The organism is Streptomyces sp. NRRL B-24085, from assembly GCF_001282115.1.
In the GTDB taxonomy this organism is placed as follows: domain Bacteria; phylum Actinomycetota; class Actinomycetes; order Streptomycetales; family Streptomycetaceae; genus Streptomyces.
Genome location: NZ_LJBR01000262.1, coordinates 1 through 22,323 on the forward strand (window position 1 = coordinate 1; position 22,323 = coordinate 22,323).

General features: G+C 71.6%; 23 protein-coding genes. 10 read left to right on the forward strand and 13 right to left on the reverse strand.

Features of this window, described 5'->3' with window-relative positions:
- Positions 1-347: 347 nt before the first annotated feature.
- Positions 348-1,034, reverse strand: coding sequence for a hypothetical protein (locus AOJ26_RS26805; RefSeq protein ID WP_053850941.1), 687 nt, complete (start codon positions 1,032-1,034; stop codon positions 348-350).
- 183 nt (positions 1,035-1,217) lie between these two features.
- Here AOJ26_RS26805 and gcl point away from each other — a divergent pair, with 183 nt between their 5' ends.
- On the forward strand, positions 1,218-3,002 hold the full coding sequence (gcl, locus tag AOJ26_RS26810) for a glyoxylate carboligase (protein ID WP_053850920.1): 1,785 nt from the start codon (positions 1,218-1,220) through the stop codon (positions 3,000-3,002).
- A 228-nt stretch (positions 3,003-3,230) separates the two neighbouring features.
- On the opposite strand, the gene AOJ26_RS26815 is transcribed toward gcl, so the two are convergent.
- From AOJ26_RS26815 to AOJ26_RS26830, 4 genes are all read right to left on the reverse strand, one after another.
- Positions 3,231-3,470 carry a hypothetical protein gene (locus AOJ26_RS26815; protein ID WP_053850921.1) on the reverse strand — a complete coding sequence of 80 codons (240 nt, stop codon included), beginning with the start codon at positions 3,468-3,470 and terminating at the stop codon, positions 3,231-3,233.
- 292 nt (positions 3,471-3,762) lie between these two features.
- On the reverse strand, positions 3,763-5,220 hold the full coding sequence (locus AOJ26_RS26820) for a catalase (RefSeq protein WP_053850922.1): 1,458 nt from the start codon (positions 5,218-5,220) through the stop codon (positions 3,763-3,765).
- A 115-nt stretch (positions 5,221-5,335) separates the two neighbouring features.
- The gene (locus AOJ26_RS26825; RefSeq protein ID WP_053850923.1) at positions 5,336-6,250 is read right to left on the reverse strand and encodes a 2-hydroxy-3-oxopropionate reductase; all 915 of its coding nucleotides are present in this window, start codon (positions 6,248-6,250) and stop codon (positions 5,336-5,338) included.
- Positions 6,251-6,280: 30 nt separating this feature from the next.
- Positions 6,281-7,102, reverse strand: a complete 822-nt coding sequence (locus AOJ26_RS26830) for a TIM barrel protein (RefSeq protein ID WP_053850924.1) — start codon at positions 7,100-7,102, stop codon at positions 6,281-6,283.
- A 153-nt stretch (positions 7,103-7,255) separates the two neighbouring features.
- Between AOJ26_RS26830 and AOJ26_RS26835 the strand changes: the two genes are divergently transcribed.
- The 7 genes from AOJ26_RS26835 to AOJ26_RS26865 all read left to right on the forward strand — a co-directional run bounded on the left by AOJ26_RS26835 (position 7,256) and on the right by AOJ26_RS26865 (position 12,841).
- A complete protein-coding gene (locus AOJ26_RS26835; protein WP_078960039.1) occupies positions 7,256-7,507 on the forward strand; it encodes a hypothetical protein in 252 nt (83 codons plus the stop codon).
- Positions 7,508-7,554: 47 nt separating this feature from the next.
- Positions 7,555-7,863: a helix-turn-helix domain-containing protein gene (locus AOJ26_RS26840; RefSeq protein WP_179200239.1), complete on the forward strand. Its 309-nt coding sequence runs from the start codon at positions 7,555-7,557 to the stop codon at positions 7,861-7,863.
- Positions 7,864-7,946: 83 nt separating this feature from the next.
- A complete protein-coding gene (gene uraD, locus AOJ26_RS26845) occupies positions 7,947-8,465 on the forward strand; it encodes a 2-oxo-4-hydroxy-4-carboxy-5-ureidoimidazoline decarboxylase (RefSeq protein ID WP_053850927.1) in 519 nt (172 codons plus the stop codon).
- A complete protein-coding gene (gene uraH / locus AOJ26_RS26850) occupies positions 8,462-8,857 on the forward strand; it encodes a hydroxyisourate hydrolase (protein WP_053850928.1) in 396 nt (131 codons plus the stop codon). The genes uraD and uraH overlap by 4 nt, the downstream gene beginning before the upstream one ends.
- A 4-nt stretch (positions 8,858-8,861) precedes the next feature.
- Positions 8,862-9,809, forward strand: coding sequence for a factor-independent urate hydroxylase (pucL, locus tag AOJ26_RS26855; RefSeq protein ID WP_053850929.1), 948 nt, complete (start codon positions 8,862-8,864; stop codon positions 9,807-9,809).
- 79 nt (positions 9,810-9,888) lie between these two features.
- On the forward strand, positions 9,889-11,265 hold the full coding sequence (locus AOJ26_RS26860) for an 8-oxoguanine deaminase (protein WP_053850930.1): 1,377 nt from the start codon (positions 9,889-9,891) through the stop codon (positions 11,263-11,265).
- Between the two features lie 211 nt (positions 11,266-11,476).
- Positions 11,477-12,841 (forward strand): nucleobase:cation symporter-2 family protein, encoded by a 1,365-nt coding sequence (locus AOJ26_RS26865; RefSeq protein ID WP_053850931.1) that lies wholly within the window; start codon positions 11,477-11,479, stop codon positions 12,839-12,841.
- On the opposite strand, the gene AOJ26_RS26870 is transcribed toward AOJ26_RS26865, so the two are convergent.
- Positions 12,826-13,635, reverse strand: a complete 810-nt coding sequence (locus tag AOJ26_RS26870; RefSeq protein WP_053850932.1) for a chitosanase — start codon at positions 13,633-13,635, stop codon at positions 12,826-12,828. The genes AOJ26_RS26865 and AOJ26_RS26870 overlap by 16 nt on opposite strands.
- A gap of 97 nt (positions 13,636-13,732) precedes the next feature.
- Positions 13,733-14,530, reverse strand: a complete 798-nt coding sequence (locus AOJ26_RS26875; RefSeq protein ID WP_053850933.1) for a helix-turn-helix domain-containing protein — start codon at positions 14,528-14,530, stop codon at positions 13,733-13,735.
- Positions 14,531-14,626: 96 nt separating this feature from the next.
- Between AOJ26_RS26875 and AOJ26_RS26880 the strand changes: the two genes are divergently transcribed.
- Entirely contained in the window at positions 14,627-15,484 is an 858-nt protein-coding gene (locus AOJ26_RS26880; protein ID WP_053850934.1) for an NAD(P)H-binding protein, read from the forward strand.
- A gap of 199 nt (positions 15,485-15,683) precedes the next feature.
- Here the strand turns inward: AOJ26_RS26880 and AOJ26_RS26885 are convergent, their stop codons facing one another.
- The 6 genes from AOJ26_RS26885 to AOJ26_RS26910 all read right to left on the reverse strand — a co-directional run bounded on the left by AOJ26_RS26885 (position 15,684) and on the right by AOJ26_RS26910 (position 21,663).
- Positions 15,684-16,100, reverse strand: a complete 417-nt coding sequence (locus AOJ26_RS26885) for an acyl-CoA thioesterase (RefSeq protein WP_053850935.1) — start codon at positions 16,098-16,100, stop codon at positions 15,684-15,686.
- Between the two features lie 55 nt (positions 16,101-16,155).
- Positions 16,156-16,779, reverse strand: a complete 624-nt coding sequence (locus AOJ26_RS26890; protein WP_053850936.1) for a hypothetical protein — start codon at positions 16,777-16,779, stop codon at positions 16,156-16,158.
- Between the two features lie 68 nt (positions 16,780-16,847).
- Complete coding sequence (locus AOJ26_RS26895; protein ID WP_053850937.1) at positions 16,848-17,447, reverse strand: histidine phosphatase family protein; 600 nt, start codon at positions 17,445-17,447, stop codon at positions 16,848-16,850.
- 159 nt (positions 17,448-17,606) lie between these two features.
- Complete coding sequence (locus AOJ26_RS26900) at positions 17,607-17,999, reverse strand: hypothetical protein (RefSeq protein ID WP_179200238.1); 393 nt, start codon at positions 17,997-17,999, stop codon at positions 17,607-17,609.
- A 38-nt stretch (positions 18,000-18,037) separates the two neighbouring features.
- Positions 18,038-20,359, reverse strand: a complete 2,322-nt coding sequence (locus tag AOJ26_RS26905; RefSeq protein ID WP_053850938.1) for a hypothetical protein — start codon at positions 20,357-20,359, stop codon at positions 18,038-18,040.
- 95 nt (positions 20,360-20,454) lie between these two features.
- Positions 20,455-21,663, reverse strand: coding sequence for a pyridoxal phosphate-dependent aminotransferase (locus tag AOJ26_RS26910; protein WP_053850939.1), 1,209 nt, complete (start codon positions 21,661-21,663; stop codon positions 20,455-20,457).
- Between the two features lie 87 nt (positions 21,664-21,750).
- Between AOJ26_RS26910 and AOJ26_RS26915 the strand changes: the two genes are divergently transcribed.
- Positions 21,751-22,323 (forward strand): winged helix-turn-helix transcriptional regulator (locus AOJ26_RS26915; protein ID WP_053850940.1); only part of this gene is annotated, 573 nt, incomplete at its 3' end.

Sequence of the window (22,323 nt, forward strand, 5' to 3'; positions counted from 1 at the left end):
CCGGACAGCGCCGCGGCGCTGTCCGGTGCTCGGGGTTCGTCTGCGGGGACGGTGGGGGCGGGGGTTTTGCGCAGTTCCCCGCGCCCCTGAGTGCCTGCGGCGGCCCCTGATCGTCCGTGGCGCCGGGCCACTGCAACCTGCCCAGGGGTGCGGGGAACTGCGCGCCCAGCCCCCGCCGGCCGGTGGGCCGCGCGAGTCTGCGCGGCCCCGGCCACTGCGGCCTGTCACCAGTCGCCCCGGCGGCCGGCCCTCACCCCCGCCCCGGGCCATGGGAAAGCGGTCGGTCAGCGCTGCATCGGCCTCTGTCTGGCCCCCCGGGCCCGTGGGGTCACCCGCCACGCCCGGCGCTACGGACCGTCCAGTTCGTCCGCCAGGGTGTTCACCGGCTGGGGTGTGCCCGTCAGGTCCAGGACGAACAGCGGGACGCCCAGGGTGTCGGCGCGGGTGCGGGCCTCGCTGGTGTAGCCGGCCAGGGAGAAGTACACGCAGTGCGCGGACTCCGTCATGGCCGTCAGCCACAGGCACTCCACGTCCCGCGGTGAGGCCGGCCGTACGGTCGGATCCACCTGGGCCAGCAGTCCGCGGGCGGCCAGACCGATGCCGGACGGCGGCCGCTGGTCCGCGCGCCGGATGTCCTGGTAGCCCAGCCAGCGCAGATACAGCGCGGCGACGGTGACTGCGTCGCGCGCGGTGCGGATCGTGATGGGCTGGAAGGCGCGGCGCGGGGGAGCGGGGGCCCCCACGTCCGGCTCGGGCCGCGGCACGGGGCAGGTGCCCCCGGCGACCGCGATCCGCAGGACCGTCCCGCAGCCACAGCCCAGCTCCGGCTGCGGCCACTCGGCCTCGCGGCCGCAGACCGCGCACTCCACGGCGACCCACGCCTCCTCCCACACCTGGTGGGCGACGGCCGTGGGTGCGCTGTGCCGGTCCAGCGGCGGACAGACCGGAGCGCCGCACTCGCACGGGTACGACGGCGCCGCGTAGAGGTGGTCGCGCCGGCAGACCGGACAGCGCACCGACACGCTCTCGGACATGGCCACATCGTCCTCCAGTGCCCGCCCGGTTGTCCGCCTCTTGACGGTCTTCACCCGCCCACCTACATTGCTTCCAGATAGTAGAAAACATATTCCATGATACGGAAGTGCTCGCCGCGGGGCGCGACGGGAGTACGCATCCGACAGCCGAAGCATCAGAAGCAGTCGAAGCAGGAGTACTCGATGGCTCGAATGACCGCTGCCCGCGCGGCAGTTGAGATCCTCAAGCGCGAAGGTGTCACGGACGCGTTCGGTGTCCCCGGCGCGGCGATCAACCCCTTCTACGCCGCGCTCAAGGCCTCCGGGGGCATCCACCACACCCTCGCCCGCCACGTGGAGGGCGCCTCGCACATGGCCGAGGGGTACACGAGGACCCACCCGGGCAACATCGGTGTCTGCATCGGGACCTCCGGCCCGGCCGGCACCGACATGATCACCGGGCTGTACTCCGCCACCGGCGACTCGATCCCGATCCTGTGCATCACGGGCCAGGCCCCGACCGCCGTGATCCACAAGGAGGACTTCCAGGCCGTCGACATCGCCTCCATCGCGGGGCCGGTGACGAAGATGGCGGTCACCGTCCTGGAGGCGGCCCAGGTCCCCGGTGTCTTCCAGCAGGCCTTCCATCTCATGCGCTCCGGCCGCCCGGGCCCGGTCCTCATCGACCTGCCGATCGACGTCCAGCTCACCGAGATCGAGTTCGACCCGGAGACGTACCAGCCGCTCCCGGTCTACAAGCCGGCCGCGAGCCGCGCCCAGATCGAGAAGGCGCTCACCCTCCTCAACGAGTCCGAGCGCCCGCTGATCGTCGCCGGCGGCGGTGTCATCAACGCCGACGCCGCCGAACTCCTGGTCGAGTTCGCCGAGTTGACCGGCGTCCCGGTCGTCCCGACCCTCATGGGCTGGGGCGTCCTGCCCGACGACCACGAGCTGAACGCCGGCATGGTGGGCCTCCAGACCTCGCACCGCTACGGCAACGCCACCTTCCTGGAGTCCGACTTCGTCCTCGGCATCGGCAACCGCTGGGCCAACCGCCACACCGGCAAGCTGGACGTCTACACGGCCGGCCGGAAGTTCGTGCACGTCGACGTCGAGCCCACCCAGATCGGCCGGATCTTCGCGCCGGACTACGGCATCGCGTCCGACGCGAAGGCCGCCCTGGAGCTCTTCGTCGAGGTGGCGCGGGAGTTGAAGGCGGCGGGCCGGCTGCCCGACCGCTCGGCGTGGGCGGCCTCGGCGCAGGAGAAGAAGGCGACCCTCCAGCGCCGTACGCACTTCGACGACATCCCCATCAAGCCGCAGCGCGTCTACGAGGAGATGAACAGGGCCTTCGGCCCGGAGACCCGGTACGTCTCCACGATCGGCCTCTCCCAGATCGCCGGCGCCCAGATGCTGCACGTCTTCCGGCCCCGGCACTGGATCAACTGCGGCCAGGCGGGCCCCCTCGGCTGGACGATCCCGGCCGCGCTGGGCGTCGCCAAGGCCGACCCGGAGGCACAGGTCGTCGCCCTCTCCGGCGACTACGACTTCCAGTTCATGATCGAGGAGCTGGCGGTCGGCGCCCAGCACCGGATCCCGTACATCCACGTCCTGGTGAACAACTCCTACCTGGGCCTCATCCGCCAGGCCCAGCGCGCCTTCGACATCGACTTCCAGGTGAACCTGGAGTTCGAGAACATCAACTCGCCGGAGCTGGGCGTCTACGGCGTCGACCACGTCAAGGTCGCCGAGGGCCTCGGCTGCAAGGCGATCCGGGTGACCGACCCGGCGGAACTGGGCGCCGCCCTGGAGCAGGCCAAGAAGCTCGCCGCCGAGTTCCAGGTGCCGGTCGTCGTCGAGGCCATCCTGGAGCGGGTCACCAACATCTCGATGTCGACGACGAACGACATCGGCAACGTGGTCGAGTTCGAGGAGATCGCGACGGAACCGGCCCACGCGCCGACGTCGGTCAAGCCGCTGAGGGTCTGACACCCCGCACGGCGAAGGGCGGTCCCACCGTCATGGTGGGACCGCCCTTTTCCGTGCCCGGCTCCCCCGAGGCCGTCCCCCGTCGCGCGGCCCGCCGCCCCCGTGCCGGCGGGCCCTCACGTGTAGAGAATGTGCCCGGTGCCGGGACCCGTTGAAGCCCTCCGACCCATGTTCAGAGGTTGATTTGAGCATTCCGTAGCGGGCGTACGACCGCTGCCGTACGCCCGCTCACCGGTCGTGGGGTCCGGACAGGCCCGGCCAGTCGTCCGGACCGCCGCCCTGCCACTCCACGATGTCGTCGTCCTCGACCTCGATCCGGTCCAGGTCGGCGAGCCGGAGCAGCTCGACGACGTCGTCCAGGTGCGAGGCGACGCCCAGGTTCTCGTCGTCCGCGGTGACCCGCCGGGACCCGTCCAGGCCAGGAGCGTGCACCACGACATGCGGTTGGTGTGCCGATTGCGCTGCCATGCCTTCAGCGTCCTGCGCTCTGCAGGATTCCGCACCCCGGACACGACGGAGCGCCGGACACGGGACCGTCCGTGTCCGGCGCTCTGCCATCCCCCCACAGGGGTCCTGCCGGGACCGCGGCGGCCGCGACGGCACCGGGAACGCGCTCCTTCCCTCAGGTCGAAGAAGGAGGGCCCGGGACCTTCACCACCGCACTGGCTCGCCTGCCGCCGCGGTCCTCCCCTGACCGCACCCGTACCTCGCGACCACCCCTCATCCGGGTCGCGGGCACCTCGGGCGCGGTCAGGGAGTCTCAGTCCTCGCGCAGGGCGTGGACCTGCTCCTCCACGCGCCGGCCGTACTCCGGATCGGCCGCGTGGAAGTGCGCCAGGTTCTTCTCGATCACGTCGTCGCGGGAGACCCGGGACAGTCCCCCGGCGATGTTCGCGACCAGGCGGGACCTCTCGTCGGCGGACATCAGGCGGTACAGCTCGCCCGCCTGGAAGAAGTCGTCGTCCTTGGTGTGCCGGGCCGCCTCGTGGGTGCCGGTCCAGCCGCTGACCGCCAGGGGCGCGGACAGGGCGCGGCCGGTCTCCGACGGGCCGCCGTAGGAATTGGGCTCGTAGTTCTTGGCGTAGCGGCCCTGCGGGTTGGTGGCCATGAACCCGTCCCGGCCGTAGTTCTGCGCGGTCGTCGCCCTCGGAGCGTTCACCGCCAGCAGGGTGTGGTTGACGCCCAGGCGGTAGCGGTGCGCGTCGGCGTACGCGAACAGCCGGCCCTGGAGCATCTTGTCCGGCGAAGGACCGATGCCCGGCACGAAGTTGTTCGGGGAGAACGCGGCCTGCTCGACCTCGGCGAAGACGTTGTCCGGGTTGCGGTCCAGGACCAGGCGGCCCACCCGCTGGAGCGGGTAGTCGGCGTGCGGCCATACCTTGGTGAGGTCGAAGGGGTTGAAGCGGTAGTCCGCCGCCTCCGCCGCCGGCATGAGCTGCACGTACAGCGTCCAGGACGGGTGCACACCCCGCTCGATCGCCTGGAGCAGGTCCGTCTGGTGCGAGTTGGGGTCCCGGCCCGCGATCTCCGCGGCCTGCTCCGACGACAGCGACCGGATGCCCTGGTTGGTCTTGAAGTGGTACTTGACGAAGAAGGCCTCACCCTCGGCGTTCGTCCACTGGTAGGTGTGCGAGCCGTAGCCGTTCATGTGGCGGTACGACGCCGGGATGCCGCGGTCGCCCATCAGCCAGGTCACCTGGTGCGTGGCCTCGGGGGAGTGCGCCCAGAAGTCCCAGACGTTGTCCGGTTCCTGACGGCCCGTGAAGGGATCCCGCTTCTGCGAGTGGATGAAGTCGGGGAACTTGAGGGGGTCCTTGACGAAGAACACCGGGGTGTTGTTGCCGACGAGGTCGTAATTGCCCTCGGCGGTGTAGAACTTGACCGCGAAGCCGCGCGGGTCACGGACCGCGTCCGCGCCCCCGAGCGAGTCGGCCACGGTCGAGAAGCGCACGAAGACCTCGGTGCGGCCGCCGACCGAGCTCAGGAAGTCGGCGCAGGTGAACCCCGTGACGTCGTCCGTCACCTCGAAGTGGCCGTACGCGCCGGAACCGCGGGCGTGCACCACCCGCTCCGGGATCCGCTCACGGTTGAAGCGGGCGAGCTTCTCCAGCAGGTGCTGGTCCTGGAGGAGGAGCGGGCCGCCGACGCCGGCGGAGGCGGAGTTCTGGTTGTCGGCGACCGGGGCGCCGGACTCGGTGGTGAGCACGCGCTGCGACATGGTGGGCAATCCTCGACAGACTGGTGAACGGGTGGGCATGGTTCCGGGCGGCGCCACCGCCTGGGCGCGACAGGACAGATGTCAGCGGTGGCGCCGCCCGGAGTCTCGGGGGAGGTCAGACCTGGGCGCCGGACAGGCGCTCCACGGCCCGCAGCAGCGCCGAGTGGTCCAGGCCCCCGTCGCCCTGCGCACGCAGGCTGGCGACGAGCTGGGCGACCACGGCGCCGACGGGCAGGGCCGCGCCGACGTTGCGGGCGGCGTCGGTCACGATGCCCATGTCCTTGTGGTGCAGGTCGATGCGGAAGCCCGGCTTGAAGTCCCGCTGGAGGAAGTTGTCCTTCTTGCGCGTCAGCACGGTCGAACCGGCGAGGCCGCCGCCCAGGACGTCCAGCGCGGCCTTGAGGTCCACGCCCGACTTCTCCAGGAAGACCACGGCTTCGGCGCACGCCTGGATGTTGACGGCGACGATGAGCTGGTTCGCGGCCTTCACGGTCTGGCCCGAGCCGTGCGGACCGCACAGCACGATGGTCTTGCCCAGCGCCTCGAAGACCGGCCGGGCCTCGTCGAAGTCGGCCTGCTCACCGCCGACCATGATGGACAGCACGGCCTCGATCGCACCGGCCTCACCGCCGGACACGGGCGCGTCCAGAACGCGGATGCCCTTGTCCTTCGCCGCCTTCGCCAGGTCGACGGACGTCTGCGGGGTGATCGAGGACATGTCGATCAGCAGGGCGCCGGAGCGGGCGTTCTCCAGGATGCCCTCGGGGCCGTAGGCGATGGCCTCCACCTGCGGGGAGGCGGGCACCATCGTGATGATCACGTCGGCGTCCCGCACGGCCTCGGCGATCGAACCGGCGGCGGTGCCGCCGGCGGCGGCCAGCCGGTCCAGCTTGTCCTGTTCGAGGGTGAAGCCGGTGACGTCGTAACCCGCCTTGACCAGGTTCTCGGACATGGGGGAGCCCATGATGCCGAGTCCTATCCAGGCGATCGCAGGGCGGGCCGGGTGGGAGGAATGCGCGAGGTTGCTCATGATGGGGTGCCTCTCAGGAAAAAAGGGGGGTCAGCGGGACAGCCAGTCGAAGGTCTCGGCGCTCGGGCGGTCGCCCGGCTTGTACTCGAGACCGACCCAGCCGTCGTAGCCCGCCTTCCGCAGTCGGTCGAGGAGGTCGTCGAGGGGCAGCGAGCCGGTCCCCGGAGCGCCGCGGCCCGGGTTGTCGGCGATCTGCACATGGCCGGTCTTCGCGGTGAACTCCTCGATCACCGCCGGCAGGTCCTCGCCGTTCATGGACAGGTGGTAGAGGTCCATCAGGAACTTCGCGTTGCCGAGGCCGGTCGCGTCGTTGACCTTGTCGACGATCCCGACCGCCGCGGGCGCGCTCACCAGCGGGTACCGCGGGGACTCGGGCTTGTTGAGGGCCTCGATCAGGAGGATCGCGCCGATCCGGTCGGCCGCGCGCGCCGCGAGGACCAGGTTCTCCAGCGCGAGCGCGTCCTGCTCGGCCGGGTCCACGCCGTCGACACGGTTGCCGTACAGGGCGTTGAGCGCCTTCGTGCCCAGCGATGCGGCGAAGTCGGCGGCCACGTCGATGTTGGCGCGGAACCGCTCCGACTCCTCGCCGGGGATCGACAGGGCGCCGCGGTCGGGGCCCGGCAGCTCGCCTGCGTAGAAGTTCAGGCCCGTGAGCTGGACGCCCGCGTCCTCGATCGCCTTCTTCAGGGCGTCGAGCTCGGACCGCTCGGGGGTCGGGGTGTCGATCCAGGGCCACCACAGCTCGACCGCCGTGAAGCCGGCCGCGGCGGCCGCCGCGGGGCGCTCCAGGAGCGGGAGTTCCGTGAAGAGGATCGACAGGTTGACGTTGAAGCGCTGGTCGGCGAATCCCATCGGGTCGGCGCTCCCTTCCGTGTCGAGTAGTTCCATAAGTGATTAATTCCGCATTGTGGAAGTTAGTTTCTGCTTATTGGAAGATTGCCGTCGGGTTGGAGGCGTTGTCAAGAGGGCCCGACGGAAAACGGCACCGCGGGTTACGTTGTGCGCGTGCGATTGAGAGTGGAGTTCACGACCGAGCCCTTCGACCTCGACGAGGCCCCGGCGCACGCGCTCGTGGCCCGGGAGGTGATCGAGGCGGCCGAGCTGGACGCGGTGGACGTCGGCCCGTTCGGCAACACGGCCGAAGGCGGCGTCGACGAGGTGCTCACCGCCGTGGACGCCCTGCTGCGCCGGACCCTCGCCTCCGGTGCCACCCGCATCTCCCTCCAGGTGAACGTCCTCGGGGAGGCCGACGCGTGAGCGCCGACGAGCCGTTCATCGCGGCGGTCAAGCCGCTGGTCGACGCCATGGGCGGGGAGATGCTCCCGCCGGACGAGGCCGGCCCCGACGACGTCGTGCTCTCCTGGGCGGGCAGCGACGTGGTCGCCGTACGGCTGCCGCAGCTCGCGGACTCCCTCGACCACATCCTGGCCGCCATGGAGCGCAGGCAGGGCAGGCCGCTCGCCGACCTGGACCGCAAGGCCAAGCAGGAGGTCGTCCGGATACTGGAGGCGCGCGGCGCCTTCTCCGTACGGCACGGCGTGGAGACCGTGGCGAGCGCCCTCGGGGTGAGCCGCTTCACGGTCTACAACTACCTGAACCGGGACAAAGCGTAGGCTCCGGTTCCCTCCAGGTTTCGTAACCCCGAATTTTCAACAAAGTGTTGACGTGGTGTCGCGCGGGGGCGTTAGCTGACTCCGTGACTTCGACTTCCACGTCCCCCGGCCTGGCCCGGTTCAACGTCCTGGAGGAGCACGCGGCCCACGCCGTCCTCCTGGAGGCGTGTGCCTCGACGGCGTGGGTTCGGCGTCTGCTCGCCGCCCGCCCCTACGCGAGTGCCGAGGACCTCTACACCACCAGCGACGCCGCCATGGGCGAGCTGACCGCCGACGACCTCGCCGAGGCCATGGCCGGCCACCCGCCGATCGGCCGCCCCAAGCCCGGGGACCCGACCTCCGCCCGCGAACAGCGCGGCATGGCCGGCGCCTCCGAGGAACTCAGGGCGGAGATGCTGGAGCTGAACCTGGCGTACCAGGAGAGGTTCGGCCACGTCTTCCTGATCTGTGCGACCGGCCGCAGCGCCGAGCAGATGCGCGACGCGCTCAAGGAGCGGATCGGCAACGCGCCGGAGCGGGAACGCGAGATCGTCCGCGCCGAGCTGGGCAAGATCAACCGTATCCGGCTCGCCCGCATCGTCGAAGAGGACGCCCGACCATGAGCACCAGCACCACCGCATCCGTGTCCACGCACATCCTGGACACCAGCGTCGGCCGCCCCGCCGAGGGCGTCCCCGTCCAGCTCGCGGTCCGCGCCGGCCGGCAGGCGGACTGGCAGGCGCTCGGCGGCTCCGCCACCGACGCGGACGGACGGTGCAAGGACCTGCCGGCGCTGCCGGAGGGGACCACCCACGTACGGCTCGACTTCGCCGTGGAGCCGTACTTCTTGAAGAAGCAAGCCGATGCGCAGCAGGACGCCCCCGCGAATCGGGACAGCGGTGCCGGTGCGTTCTTCCCGGAGGTGGCGATCACGTTCGCCGTCGTGCCGGGCGAGCACTACCACGTACCGCTGCTGCTCAACCCGTTCGGCTACTCCGTTTACCGAGGGAGCTAGCTACATGACCGTCAATTCCCGCCCCGGGCGCCCTGTGATGCTGGGACAGAACCAGTACGGCAAGGCCGAGAACCGCGTCGTCAGGATCACGCGGGACGGCGCCACCCACCACATCAAGGACCTCAACGTCTCGGTGGCGCTGAGCGGCGACATGGACGACGTCCACTACTCCGGCTCCAACGCCAACGTGCTGCCGACCGACACCACCAAGAACACGGTGTACGCGTTCGCCAAGGAGTACGGCATCGAGTCCGCCGAACAGTTCGGCATCCACCTGGCCCGCCACTTCGTGACCTCGCAGGAACCGATCAAGAAGGCCCGTATCCGCATCGAGGAGTACGCCTGGGAGCGGATCGCCGCCTCCGACGCCAACTCCCGGTTCATCGGCGCCGACGAGGTCAAGCACTCCTTCGTGCGCAAGGGCCAGGAGACCCGGCTGACGCAGATCACCTACGACGGTTCGTCGTGGGAGGTCGTCTCGGGCCTGAAGGACCTCACGGTGATGAACTCGACCAACTCCGAGTTCTGGGGCTACGTCAAGGACAAGTACACGACCCTGACCGAGGCGTACGACCGCATCCTGGCCACCGAGGTCTCCGCCCGCTGGCGCTTCAACTGGACCGACGACGAGCAGAAGGCGCCCCACTGGGAGAAGTCCTACGAACAGGTGCGGAAGCACATGCTCCAGGCCTTCGCCGAGACGTACTCGCTCTCGCTCCAGCAGACCCTGTACCAGATGGGTGCGCGGATCATCGAGAACCGCAGCGAGATCGACGAGGTCCGCTTCTCCCTGCCGAACAAGCACCACTTCCTGGTCGACCTGGAGCCCTTCGGCCTGAAGAACGACAACGAGGTGTACTTCGCCGCCGACCGGCCCTACGGCCTGATCGAGGCGACCGTCCTGCGGGACGGCGTCGAGCCGAGGATCCCGGTGGACCTCACCAACCTCTAGCAGCTCCGTCGCGGCACCCGCGGCACTCAAACTCCCGGGGTCCTGCCGTGCCCTCTCCACCCAGCGCAAAGGACGAACCATGGCAGCTGACCGGCGCATCGTCATCGAGAACTGTTCGATCGCGACCGTGGACGCGCACGACACCGAGTACCCGAGCGGACACGTCGTCATCGCCGGCAACCGCATCGAGTCGCTCGGCGCGGGCAGGGCCCCCGAGGGCCTGGAGAACGTCGACCGCCGTATCGACGCCACCGGCCACCTGGTGACCCCCGGACTGGTCAACACCCACCACCACTACTACCAGTGGATCACCCGGGGCCTGGCCACCGACCACAACCTCTTCGACTGGCTCGTCGCGCTCTACCCGACCTGGGCGCGCATCGACGAGCAGATGGTCTACGCGGCCGCCCAGGGCTCGCTCGCCATGATGGCCCGCGGCGGCGTCACCACCGCCATGGACCACCACTACGTCTTCCCCGCCGGCTCCGGCGACCTGTCCGGCGCGATCATCCGCGCCGCCCGCGAGACCGGCGTCCGCTTCACCCTCGCCCGCGGCTCCATGGACCGCAGCGAGAAGGACGGCGGCCTGCCCCCGGACTTCGCCGTCGAGACCCTCGAAGGCGCCCTCGCCGCGACCGAGGCGACCGTCGAGGAGCACCACGACTCCTCCTTCGACGCGATTACCCAGGTCGCCGTCGCGCCCTGCTCACCCTTCTCCGTCTCCACCGAACTCCTCCGGGAGGGCGCCGAGTTGGCCCGCCGCCTCGGGGTACGGCTGCACACCCACGGCTCGGAGACCGTCGAGGAGGAGCAGTTCTGCAAGGAACTGTTCGGCATGGGCCCCACCGACTACTTCGAGTCCACCGGCTGGCTCGGTGAGGACGTGTGGATGGCGCACTGCGTCCACATGAACGACTCCGACATCGCCGCCTTCGCCCGTACGAGGACGGGCGTGGCCCACTGCCCCTCGTCCAACGCCCGGCTGGCCGCGGGCATCGCACGGGTCCCGGACATGCTCGCGGCCGGTGTCCCGGTCGGTCTCGGCGTCGACGGCACCGCGTCCAACGAGTCCGGCGAACTGCACACCGAACTGCGCAACGCCCTGCTCATCAACCGGCTCGGCGCCCACCGGGAAGCCGCGCTGAACGCCCGCCAGGCCCTGCGCCTCGGCACCTACGGCGGCGCCCAGGTGCTGGGCCGCGCGGCCGAGACGGGCTCCCTGGAGGCGGGCAAGCTCGCCGACCTGGTGCTCTGGAAGCTCGACACCCTCGCCCACGCCTCGATCGCCGACCCGGTCACCGCACTGGTCCTCGGCGCGGCGGCCCCGGTCACGGCCTCGTTCGTCAACGGCCGCCAGATCGTCGAGGACGGCCGCCTGCTGCACGTCGACGAGGACGAGATCGCCCGCTCGACGCGGGAGCAGGCGCAGCGCCTGGCCCGTATCGCCGGCCACTGAGTCCCGTACGGCATCGATCTCCGGCCGGGAGGGACGGCTCCCGGTCGGCAGCCGTGGACGCCCTGTGGTGTCCTCGGCGGCCGTGGCCGGGGCGTGTGCTGGACGCACGCGCCCCGGAACGGTCTCCGTTCCCGGTCCCGCACGACCACTCGCACCACCTCCATGAAACCCACGTCAACGCCGACGTGTAACCGCCCGGAGGCGAGCCGCAGTGTCAGTCCACCCCGTCGACGAGAAGCTCCCCGCCCTGAAGATGGCGACCACCGGCCTCCAGCACGTGGCCGCCATGTACGCCGGAGTCGTCGCCCCGCCGCTGATCGTCGGCGCGGCCGTCGGCCTTTCCCCCGCCGACCTCACCTTCCTCACCGGCGCCTGCCTGTTCACCGCGGGCCTCGCCACCTTCCTCCAGACCCTCGGCATCTGGCGGATCGGCGCCCGACTGCCCTTCGTCAACGGCGTCACCTTCGCCGGCGTCGCCCCCATGACCGCGGTCGTCGCCTCCACCGACGACAGGTCCGACGCCCTGCCGGTCATCTTCGGCGCCGTGATCGTCGCCGGACTCCTCGGCTTCCTCGCCGCCCCCTTCTTCAGCAAGGCCGTCCGCTTCTTCCCGCCGGTCGTCACCGGGACCGTCATCACCCTGATAGGCGTCTCGCTCCTGCCGGTCGCCTTCGGCTGGGCGCAGGGGCCCAACCCCTCGGCCGGGGACTACGGTTCGACGACCAACCTGGGCCTGGCCGCGGCGACGCTCCTCATCGTGCTGCTCCTGCGCCGCTTCACCCGGGGCTTCGTGAAGCAGGTCGCGGTGCTGCTGGGCCTCGTGGCCGGCACCGTGGTCGCGATCCCGTTCGGCGCCACGGACTTCGGGCCGGTCACGGACGCCGCGGTCGTCGGCTTCCCGACACCGTTCCACTTCGGCGCACCGCAGTTCCAGGTCGCGGCGATCGTGTCGATGTGCGTGGTGATGGTGGTCTCGATGACCGAATCGACCGCCGACATGCTGGCGTTGGGCGAGATCGTCGAGCGCCCGGCCGACGAGCGGACCATCGCGGCGGGCCTGCGCGCCGACACCCTCGGCTCCGCGATCAGCCCCCTCTTCAACGGCTTCATGTGCAGCGCCTTCGCCCAGAACATCGGCCTGGTGGCGATGACGAGGATCCGCAGCCGCTACGTCGTCGCCACCGGCGGTGCCTTCCTCGTCCTGATGGGCCTGTGCCCCATGGCCGCCTCGCTCATCGCCGTCGTGCCCCGCCCGGTGCTCGGCGGTGCCGGAGTGGTGCTGTTCGGCTCGGTGGCTGCCAGCGGCATCCAGACCCTGGTCAAGGCGGGCCTGGAGAAGGACAACAACGTCCTGGTCGTCGCCGTGTCGCTGGCCGTGGGCATCATCCCGATCACCGCGCCGGAGTTCTACCACGCCTTCCCCGAGACCGCGCGGATCGTCCTGGACTCGGGGATCTCGACCGGGTGCGTCGCCGCGGTGGTGCTGAACCTGGTCTTCAACCATCTCGGCCGGGGCCGGGACGCCCAGGAGGTCACCCACCCGATGGAGGCCGTCCCCGCTCAGCCGATCTCGTAGCCGTCCCCGTACACCCTCCACCTGAGGGGTGGGTCCAGGTCGAGATTGCCCTGCTCCAGGAAGATCCGCTGGGCGGTCTCGACCCGGCTCACGTCATGGTGCGCCGCCTCCTGCCGCATCGCCCACACCCGGGCGTCCAGGAAGGCGTGCAGATACGTCGTCTCGTCGCCGCCGTCGGCAGGCGTGTCGGCCCTCTCGCGGGCCCGGTCCCGGATGCCGCCGAAGCTCAGGGCGTCGGAGCCGGGGCCGTGCATGACCATCGCGTCGTAGTGGATGAACTGGCCGAGCGTGCCGAGGCCGTCCTGCTTGGCACGTGCGACCGCCGGGTCGAAGTAGCCGCGGTCCCGCTCGTCCCGCTGCGCCCGGCGGAAGGCGGCGGACCCGGCCGCCTCCCGCCAGGCCGCGGGGAAGCCGGGGTCCAGCCCGTCGTGCGAGCCGGTGCCGTCCACCGCCCGCAGCGCGGGCAGATACCGGGCCAGCGGGTTGTCGGGGACCCGCCGCGTGTAGAGCTCGACCAGCGCCAGCATGTCGCTCGTACCGGAGCAGAAACCGATGATGCCCGCGGTGTAGCCGCGGCCGTCCCCGATGTCCTCGATGTAGGCGTACTGCGCCTCCCAGTCCAGCGAGGAGTTCTCCGCGCTGGACACCAGCCGCATCGCGAGGTCCTTCTTGACCGGGTCGTCGAGCCCGGCCGGGTCCGCGGCCGCGGCGGACGGCCGGCGGGAGCTCAGCACGCCGGCTCCGAGGGCGGCCAGCAGGGTGCGGCGGGCGGCAGATCTGGACAGGAAGGCCACGTCGTCTCCAAGCGGGGCGCTGTGAACGGGTGTTGAGGGTCGCGCGGCGACTTGAAAATGCCGTGAGGAGGCGACGGCAGGGCACTGTGGAGTCGGCTCACGGTCTGTCGATCACCTGGCAGGCGCGGGGAGCGGGAAGCCGTCCGGAGAAGTAGGAGCGCGGCGGGACGCCCATCAGGGTGCGGAAGTCGGACGTCATGTGGGACTGGTCGTAGTAGCCGGTGACCGCGGCCAGTTCGGCCGCGGCGAGCTCGGTGGCACGGTCGAGCACGGCGCGGACCCGGTCGATGCGGGCGTAGTGCTTGGGCGAGAGCCCGACGCCCTCGCTGAACAGGTTGCGCAACTGGCGCTCGCTGACCGCGAGTTCACGGGCCACCTCGCCGACCGGACGGGGCGTGCCGCCCGAGCGGACCGACAGTGCGGCGACCGCGGCCCGCAGCAGTTCGGCGCGCGCCCGGTCGGCGGCGTCGGGCAGCCGGTCGGGGAGGACGTCCGCGAGCCGGGCGGCCACGTCCTCGGGCTCCAGCCGCCCGAGTTCGTCCGCCAGCCGCCGTGCGCCCGGGCTCGGCAGCGCGCCCAGCGGCACGATCCGTCCGACGAGATCCACCGCGGGGACACCCAGCAGCGGACGGGTCGTGCCGGGCGCGAGCCGTACCTCCAGGCAGGACACGCCCCGCTTGCCCTCGTGGTACGTGGCCCGGGCGCGGGGCCCCGCCACCAGCAGGGTGGGCCGGCCGCGCGCCTCCCTGCGGACGATCACCTTGGTCGCGGGGTCCGGCAGCCGGACGAACGGCTCCCGGGGATCCGCCGCCACGGCCAGGGCCCCGATCCCGGCGATCCACGGACCCAGCGGCTCGGGAGCGCGCGGGGCACGCTCGGAAACGGAGTCGGTCACGCCTCCACCGTAAGCGCGGGACCGGGGAGTCGGGACGCGCGAAACGTGCCGGAATTTCCTATCGGCCGGGGCGGTGCCGCGCCCACCGTGGACCCCATGATCCTGGTCACGGGTGCCACGGGCACCATCGGAAGCGATGTCGTACGACGGCTGGTGGCACGCGGCGAGAAGGTGCGCGCCCTCACGCGGGACCCGGGGCGGGCCGAGCTGCCCCCGGGGGTGGAGGCGGTCCGGGGGCACCCTCGCGACCCCGGCTCGGTGGCGTCGGCCATGGCGGGCGCGGACGCAGCCTTCCTCGTCGGTGTCTTCGGACCGGAGGACGCCGGCAGCGACCGGGGAATGGTGGAGGCGGCCCGGGCGGCGGGAGTGCGGCGCGTGGTGAAGCTGTCCGCGATCAGCGCGGGGGACCCCAGGACGGGCCTGGGCGGGATAGCGCACGGCCACGGCGAGGAGGCGGTCCGGGGAAGCGGCCTGGAGTGGGTGATCCTGCGGCCGTCGGCCTTCGCGTCCAACACGTCGAGCTGGGCGGGGGCGCTCCGCGCGGGTGAGCCGGTGCCGAACATGCTGGGCTCGGGCCGGCAGGGGGTCGTCGACCCGCGGGACGTCGCCGAGATCGCGGTCGCGGCGCTGGCCGGTCCGGGGCACGCGGGGCGCACGTACACCCTGACCGGACCCGAGACGCTCAGTCCCCGGGACCAGGCGGCCGTGCTGGGGGAGGTGCTCGGCCGCCGGGTGGAACTCCGGGACCTGACCCCGGCCCAGACGCGTGAGCTGCTGGTGGCCTCCGGCTGGAGCGAGGAGTCGGCGCAGGGGATGCTGCGGAGCGTCCGCTTCGTGGCCGAGGGCGGGAACGCGGTGGTCACCGGCGATGTGGCGGAGGTGCTGGGGCGCCCGGCGCGGACGTACCGGGAGTGGGTGGAGGATCACAGGGGGGTGTTCCGGCAGGCCCTTTGACCGCGGGCCGGTGGGGGCCGGTCGCGCAGTTCCCCGCGCCCCTGGGTGGGTGCGGTCAAGGTGGCTGTGACCGGGCCCCGTAGGGGCGCGGGGAACTGCGCGACCGGCCACGACGCGCCCGCGGCCGCCTGACGGCAGGTCGAGGCACCTCCTCGGGCGCACGGCGACGCCGAGCGGGAACCGGAGCCGGCGGCCTGACCTACAGCAGGCTCGGATCGGTGGCCAGGCCTTTGAGCACCTCACCCGCGTGCGGGACCAGGCGCCGCTCCTTGAGGTCCATCAGACCGCCGACGGCGGTGATCTCGGCGGCCACGGTGCCGTCCTGCTTGCGGATCGTCTGCCGGATGCGGAAGGTCTTGCCCTCGCCCCACTCGAAGGCACAGGTCACCTCCACCTCGTCGCCGGCCAGGAGTTCCCGCAGATAACGGATGGTGGTCTCCAGCGCCACCGGCCCCACCCCGCTGCCGATGAGCTCGGCCTGGGTGATCCCGGCGGCCCTGAGCAGCGACCAGCGGGCGTGCTCCGCGTAGTTGAGGTACACGCTCTGGTTGAGGTGGCCCTGTACGTCCGTCTCGTACCCGCGGACGGTCACCGGCACGGAAAACGGCTCGCTCACGTCAATCCCCTCTCACACCACGGCAGTTGCTGCACCCGATCCTGACATGTGCCCCCTACACCCGGCGCGGCGAGGCCAGCAGGTACCGGGCCCTCGTCCGCGGCTCCGTGTACTCGCCGGCCTGCCAGCCGGCCCGCTCCAGGGTGGTCGCGCAGGCCCGCAGTGTCTCGCCGTCCGGCGCGTGCACGGCCACCGCCTCGGGCTGCGGGGTCGCGCGCACCCGGTACCCGGACGAGCCCCCCGCCTCCGGCGGGTGCCCGGCCGCCTCCAGCGCCAGCGCGGCCGCCTGCACCAGGTGCGCGCGCTCCCAGCCGCAGGGCCGGTCCGTCGACCCGTCGGGGTTGGTCATCCGGCGCAGCTCCAGCAGCCCCTGCCAGGCGCTGTGCACCTCACGGGTCCGGGCGGGGCCGGTGTCGGCGGGCTCCTCCGTGCCGCCGATGTGCGCGGAGAACACGCCGGCGTCGGGGGCCTCGGCCGGTGCGGGCGCCTCCTCGGCCGTCTCGCGTACCCGGTGTCCGGCCGGGGTCAGGAAGTGGTCGTGGGGCGGCCTCGGATGCCGGAAGGCCAGCCCGCGCTTCACCAGCGCTTCCAGCTGGGCCCCGGTGCCCCGCAGCCGCCCGGTGACGGGGTCGGCGGCGTCGATGACACGCCGCTGCGCGGCGGTGGGCGGTCGCGACACGGCGTGCTCCTTCCGGGCGGGGGGCGTACGACGGCCGTACGGATCACCGGCCCCCTCCGCTTCGAAGGCTACGACGGCGGTCTGACATTCCACCCGGCGATCACCGGCCGCCCGTGCTCGGTCCCCAGCCGGCACAGCGTCCCCGTCGCGAGCTGGAACAGCGCCCCGGCCGATGCGGGCAGACCGAGCCGCCGGGCGGTGAGCACCCGCAGGAAGTGGCCGTGCGCCACCAGCACCACGCACCCCTCGGTGTTCGCGTGGGCCGCGTCCACCTTGGCCAGCACGCGGTCGGCCCGCTCGCCGACCTGCTCCGGACTCTCCCCGGGGTGCTCGGGCGGACCGGGCGCCACCCCGTCCGTGAACAGGAACCAGTCCGGACGCTCCCGCTGGATCTCGACGGTGGTGACGCCCTCGTAGCCGCCGTAGTCCCACTCGCGCAGATCCACGTCGACCCGCAGGTCGTGCAGCCCGATGAGCTCCGCGGTCTCCCGGGCCCGCTGGAGGGGGCTGACGAAGGCGGCGCCGATGCGGTGGGAGCGGATCAGCGGCACCAGGCGGCGCGCCTCCTCCCGGCCGCGCTCGGTCAGCGGTACGTCCGTCGAGCCGGTGTGCCGCCCGGAGCGCGACCACTCGGTCTCGCCGTGCCGCACCAGAAAGAGATCACCCACACGCCCGACCTTTCCCGCTCGCCTTCCAGCACGGTCCCACAGGGTCCCGGTGCCGCGCAGGACGCACTGGTCCGGACGGCCGGGGGAGACGTGGCGGAAAGACCCGTCCGCCCCGAGGGCCCGGCCCCACCGTGCCGGGCCTGTTGCCCGGAGCCTCCCTCAGACCCCCGGCAACCCCTGCACCGACTGCGCGAGTTGCCCCACCGCCACCACCAGCGGGGTCACCGGCTGCACGAACTCGTTGAGGCGGTCGAGGGCGCGGCGCAGGACCGTCGGGTGGGGCTCGGGCTCCTCGAGTTCCTCGCGCAGGCGGCGCAGCTCCCTGGTGGTGGCGTCGGGGTCGGCGAGGGCCGCCCGGTGCTCCTCCAGCAGCCGTTCGACGTACGCGAGGAGTTCGGCCGTGCGCTCGGCGTCCTGCGGCTGGAAGGAGACCGAGCCGGAGAAGGCCTGCGCGCGGTGTCCCACGGCCTGGTTGCCGACGTGGTGGGTGCCGCCGCTGATCATGACGCCGTTGTTGACCGGAGGGTCCTGGCGTCCGTCGTCGTTGCCCATGATGCGGATCTCCTGCTCGCCGAAACTGACTGCCCGGACTACTTGCCGGAGCCACCGACGGCACCCGTGGCCGCCGCCCCGGGCTGCTCGGAAACGTTCTGCGTGGCGGTCGCGCCGGAACCGATGGCCTGGTTGCCGATGATGCTCGTCCCACCCTGCTGGATGAGCCCCTGGTTGAGGATGGTCTGCTGCTGGGCGCGGAAGTCGGTGATGTCGTAGCCGCGCGCGTCGAGGAACTCGCGGATCGCGGCGAGGGTGTGCCGCTCCACCAGGGCCGTGATCCGGGTGGCGTCCACGACCTGGAAGTAGTTGTGGTAGTTCGGGCTCAGCGCCAGCTCCCGCACGCTCACCCGGGCGCCGAAGTCGTAGACCGGGTCCTGCTCCAGGGCCTTGAGCTCGTCCACCATCCGTCTGCTGTGCCGCTCGTCGAAGTAGGCCTGCCGCAGGGCCCGCGCCGGCGCCGCGTAGAAGGCCTTGCCGGTGCGGGGGACGGCGTCCAGCAGCAGTCCGCGCCGGGCAGCGGGGGAGAGGGGGCCGCGCAGCCGGTCCACGACGTGGTAGTCGGCGCGCACCGGACCGAGCACATGGTTGCTGGAGTGCAGGTGGAGGGTCCGTCCCGTGGTCGAGAAGTGCAGGAACACGCTCGGCACGACGTCCCCGCCCCACAGCGGCACATGGACCGCCAGATAGTGCCGGACCGCCCCGGTGGGCCGCTCCGTGATCCGCTCGACCTCCTCGGCCGACAGCCGTGCCGCCGGGGCGAGGCTCCTGACCCTGATGAACCGCTCGTCGTCCCCGATGCTGGTGCCGCTCGCGAAGACCCGGTCCTCGACGACGAGGGAGGCGAGGGACTCGGCGAGGTCCGCCGCCGTCCCGTCCTGCGTGCCGCGCGTGGCGGTGGCGCGCAGCCGCGCGCGTACGTGGTCGACCAGCTCGGTGACGGTGAACGACTGCGGCCCCGCGGGGCGCGCGACCCTGCCCATGGGGTCCCCGGCGGGCAGCAGCGGCACGGCGATCGACCACTGCGCGGCGGCCTCCGCGTAGCCGATGAAGGGCGTGTACCCGCTGTACACCGTGACGTTCCCCTCCTGCGCCTCCCTGATGGCGGCCAGCCGCTCCGCCATCCACTTGCGCCGCGGCACGGTCGGCCGGGGCTGCCGGGCGAAGGCCTCGCGCGTCATGGTCGTGCGCAGCAGCCGGTCGACGGCGAGGTCATGGCGTACGACGGTGACGTAGGCGGACGCCACCGTCGCCAGGGACAGCAGCACGGCCGGCACCCCGGCCAGGTAGGAGCCCAGCAGCCAGCTCACGAAGCCGGGGGCGGGCAGCGCCGAGACGAGGACGCCGAAGGCGAAGGCGACGAGCCCGGTGATGCCCGCGGTGATCGCGGTGCCCACCAGCACCCTGTTCTCGGGCTGGTGGCGGCCCCGGGTGGCCCGGCTCGGCCGCCCGCCGGCCCACTGGCTCGCCGACAGGAACACCGTGACGAACACCAGCCACAGGGGCGCGAACACCGCCAGGACGGTGAAGGCCGCCGTCAGCCGCAGATCGCGGCGCCGGCGAAGGTCCTGGGCGGTCAGGCAGTGCCGTGCGACCGTCACCAGGTCGACTCCGGGCGAGGTCGCCACGGCGCCGGCCTCGTCGGCCAGGAGGTCCTCCACCACCCGTTCGGCGAAGCTCTCGTTCGTGTAGGCCGCGGCGCACAGATACCGGGTGACGTCACCCGGTGTGCTCCCGACCGGCATGTGGACCGGCGCCGTCGTCATGCCGGGCCCTCCCTCTCTCCAGCGGCGGAGCGGCGCCGTGCGGGCGCCGACGGAGCTTCCGGCCCGGGCCCGTCGCGGCCCGCCGGTCAGGAGCACGAGCAGTGCGCCCGCCACCAGGCCGAACAGCAGGCCGCTGGGCAGCAGGTAGTCGAGCATCATGTCGGCCGGGGGCAGCCGCCACTCGGGGACGAAGGCCGTGTGCAGGCCCCACCACACGAGCGTGGACGCCACCGAGACGGACACGCCTGCGACGAGACAGCGCAGCGGGCCCGTCCTCCCGCGGGCCGGCATCCGCCATACGAAGAAGGCGAGGCCCGCGAGCAGGAACAGGACGGCGAGGTCGTTCACGACCAGTCCGGCCGTGGTGCCGTACCGCGCGTCCGAGGTGTCCCAGGCGGGGACGAACGCGGCTTCGAGGAGTCGGCGCAGGGTCTTGCTGTCGGACCCCTCGACGTAGAACTTCCGCTCGTAGAAATCACGCACCGGACCCTGTGCCCAGGGGCTGCCGAGCAGGCCGACGCTCAGGACCAGCAGCGCGAGCCGGGCCCGTAAGCCCGAGGGCCCCTTCGCGGCACGGCGACGAGACGAGAACACCCGGGATCCCCCCATCCCCCGGCCCCTGCGGATCAGTGGCCGCACTCTATGGCATCCCCGCTCTCCTCGAACGTGAATCCCGCCAACCCCTCCGGCTACTGCCGGTATCCGCTCAGGAACCGGCCGATCCGGCCGATCGCCGCCTCCAGGTCCTGCGCGTGGGGCAGCGTCAGGATGCGGAAGTGGTCGGGGGCCGGCCAGTTGAAGCCGGTGCCCTGGACGACCTGGATCTTCTCCCGCAGCAGCAGGTCCAGGACGAACTTCTCGTCGTCGTGGATCCGGTGGACCTTGGGGTCGAGGCGCGGGAAGGCGTACAGCGAGCCCTTCGGCTTCACACAGGAGACGCCGGGGATCTCGTTGAGCTTCTCCCAGGCCACCGTGCGCTGCTCGTACAACCGGCCGCCGGGCGCGGTCAGTTCGTGGATGGACTGGCGGCCGCCGAGCGCGGCCTGGATGGCGTACTGCGCGGGGGCGTTGGCGCACAGCCGCATGGAGGCCAGCATGGTCAGGCCCTCCAGATAGTTCTTCGCGTGCTGTTTGGGGCCGGTGACCACGAGCCAGCCCGAGCGGAAGCCGGCCACTCGGTACGTCTTGGACAGGCCGCAGAAGGTGAGCACGACCAGGTCGGGGGCGAGCGCGGCGACCGAGTGGTGCACGGCGTCGTCGTAGAGGATCTGGTCGTAGATCTCGTCGGCGAAGACCATCAGGCCGTGCCGGCGGGCGAGGTCGAGGATGCCCTCGATGATCTCCTTGGGGTAGACCGCGCCGGTGGGGTTGTTCGGGTTGATGATGACGACGGCCTTGGTGCGGTCGGTGATCTTCGAAGCCATGTCGTCCAGGTCCGGGTACCAGTCGGCCTGTTCGTCGCAGAGGTAGTGGACCGCCTTGCCGCCGGCGAGCGTGGTGACCGCCGTCCACAGGGGGAAGTCCGGGGCGGGGATGAGGATTTCGTCGCCGTCCTCGACCAGCGCCTGTACGGCCATCGAGATCAGCTCGGAGATGCCGTTGCCGAGGAAGACGTCGTCGACGCCGACCTCGAGACCCAGGGTCTGGTAGCGCCCGGCGACGGCCCGGCGGGCGGAGAGGACACCGCGCGAGTCGGTGTAGCCGTGCGCCTTGGGGAGCATGCGGATCATGTCCTGGAGGATCTCCTCGGGCGCCTCGAAGCCGAACAGCGCGGGATTGCCCGTGTTGAGGCGCAGCACGCTGTGGCCCGCCTCCTCCAGTGCGTCGGCGTGCTCGATCACCGGGCCGCGGATCTCGTAACAGACCTCGCTGAGCTTGCTCGACTGCCGGAACTCCATGCGCTGCTGCCTCTCCGGTTACCTGTGTTGCTTGGTTTTACCAAGTAGGAGCTTGGAAAGTCCAACGACTTGTCTAGACTGCGTCGCATGTCACCTCGCCGAAGCTACGACCAGTACTGTTCCGCGGCCCGCGCCCTCGACCTCGTCGGCGACCGCTGGACCCTGCTGATCGTCCGGGAACTGCTGTCCGGCCCGCGCCGTTACACGGACCTGCACGCCGACCTGCCCGGCGTGAGCACGGACGTACTCGCCTCACGGCTGAAGGACATGGAACGCGACGGCCTCGCCGGCCGCCGCAGGCTGCCCCCGCCCGGCGCGGCCTACGTCTACGAACTCACCCCGCGCGGACGCGAGTTGCTGCCCGTGCTCCAGGCCCTCGGCGCCTGGGGCGGACCCGAACTCGGCGCACGGCGGCCCACCGACGCGGTACGCGCGCACTGGTTCGCGCTGCCCCTGCTGCGCGCGCTGGAGGGTGAAGGACTCGTCGAAGTGCAGCTGGAGGAAGGCCAGTTCCATCTGTACGTCGGCGGGCTCCAGGACGGTCCCGCGTACGGCGACGGACCGGCCCCCGGGGAGCCCGACGCCCGGCTGGTCTTGGACGCCGAGACCTGCGAGGCGCTCAGCCGGGGGGAGTCGAGCCTGGCGGAGTCGGTGCGGGAG

Excerpts from the sequence above, each read along its gene's own strand:
- AOJ26_RS26910 (WP_053850939.1), bottom strand. The coding sequence starts at position 21,663 with ATGGAGTTCCGGCAGTCGAGCAAGCTCAGCGAGGTCTGTTACGAGATC.
- AOJ26_RS26815 (WP_053850921.1), bottom strand. The coding sequence starts at position 3,470 with ATGGCAGCGCAATCGGCACACCAACCGCATGTCGTGGTGCACGCTCCT.
- AOJ26_RS26900 (WP_179200238.1), bottom strand. The coding sequence starts at position 17,999 with ATGGGCAACGACGACGGACGCCAGGACCCTCCGGTCAACAACGGCGTC.
- gcl (WP_053850920.1), top strand. The coding sequence starts at position 1,218 with ATGGCTCGAATGACCGCTGCCCGCGCGGCAGTTGAGATCCTCAAGCGC.
- uraH (WP_053850928.1), top strand. The coding sequence starts at position 8,462 with ATGAGCACCAGCACCACCGCATCCGTGTCCACGCACATCCTGGACACC.
- AOJ26_RS26860 (WP_053850930.1), top strand. The coding sequence starts at position 9,889 with ATGGCAGCTGACCGGCGCATCGTCATCGAGAACTGTTCGATCGCGACC.
- AOJ26_RS26840 (WP_179200239.1), top strand. The coding sequence starts at position 7,555 with ATGGGCGGGGAGATGCTCCCGCCGGACGAGGCCGGCCCCGACGACGTC.
- AOJ26_RS26880 (WP_053850934.1), top strand. The coding sequence starts at position 14,627 with ATGATCCTGGTCACGGGTGCCACGGGCACCATCGGAAGCGATGTCGTA.
- AOJ26_RS26830 (WP_053850924.1), bottom strand. The coding sequence starts at position 7,102 with ATGGGATTCGCCGACCAGCGCTTCAACGTCAACCTGTCGATCCTCTTC.
- AOJ26_RS26820 (WP_053850922.1), bottom strand. The coding sequence starts at position 5,220 with ATGTCGCAGCGCGTGCTCACCACCGAGTCCGGCGCCCCGGTCGCCGAC.
- AOJ26_RS26805 (WP_053850941.1), bottom strand. The coding sequence starts at position 1,034 with ATGTCCGAGAGCGTGTCGGTGCGCTGTCCGGTCTGCCGGCGCGACCAC.
- AOJ26_RS26825 (WP_053850923.1), bottom strand. The coding sequence starts at position 6,250 with ATGAGCAACCTCGCGCATTCCTCCCACCCGGCCCGCCCTGCGATCGCC.
- pucL (WP_053850929.1), top strand. The coding sequence starts at position 8,862 with ATGACCGTCAATTCCCGCCCCGGGCGCCCTGTGATGCTGGGACAGAAC.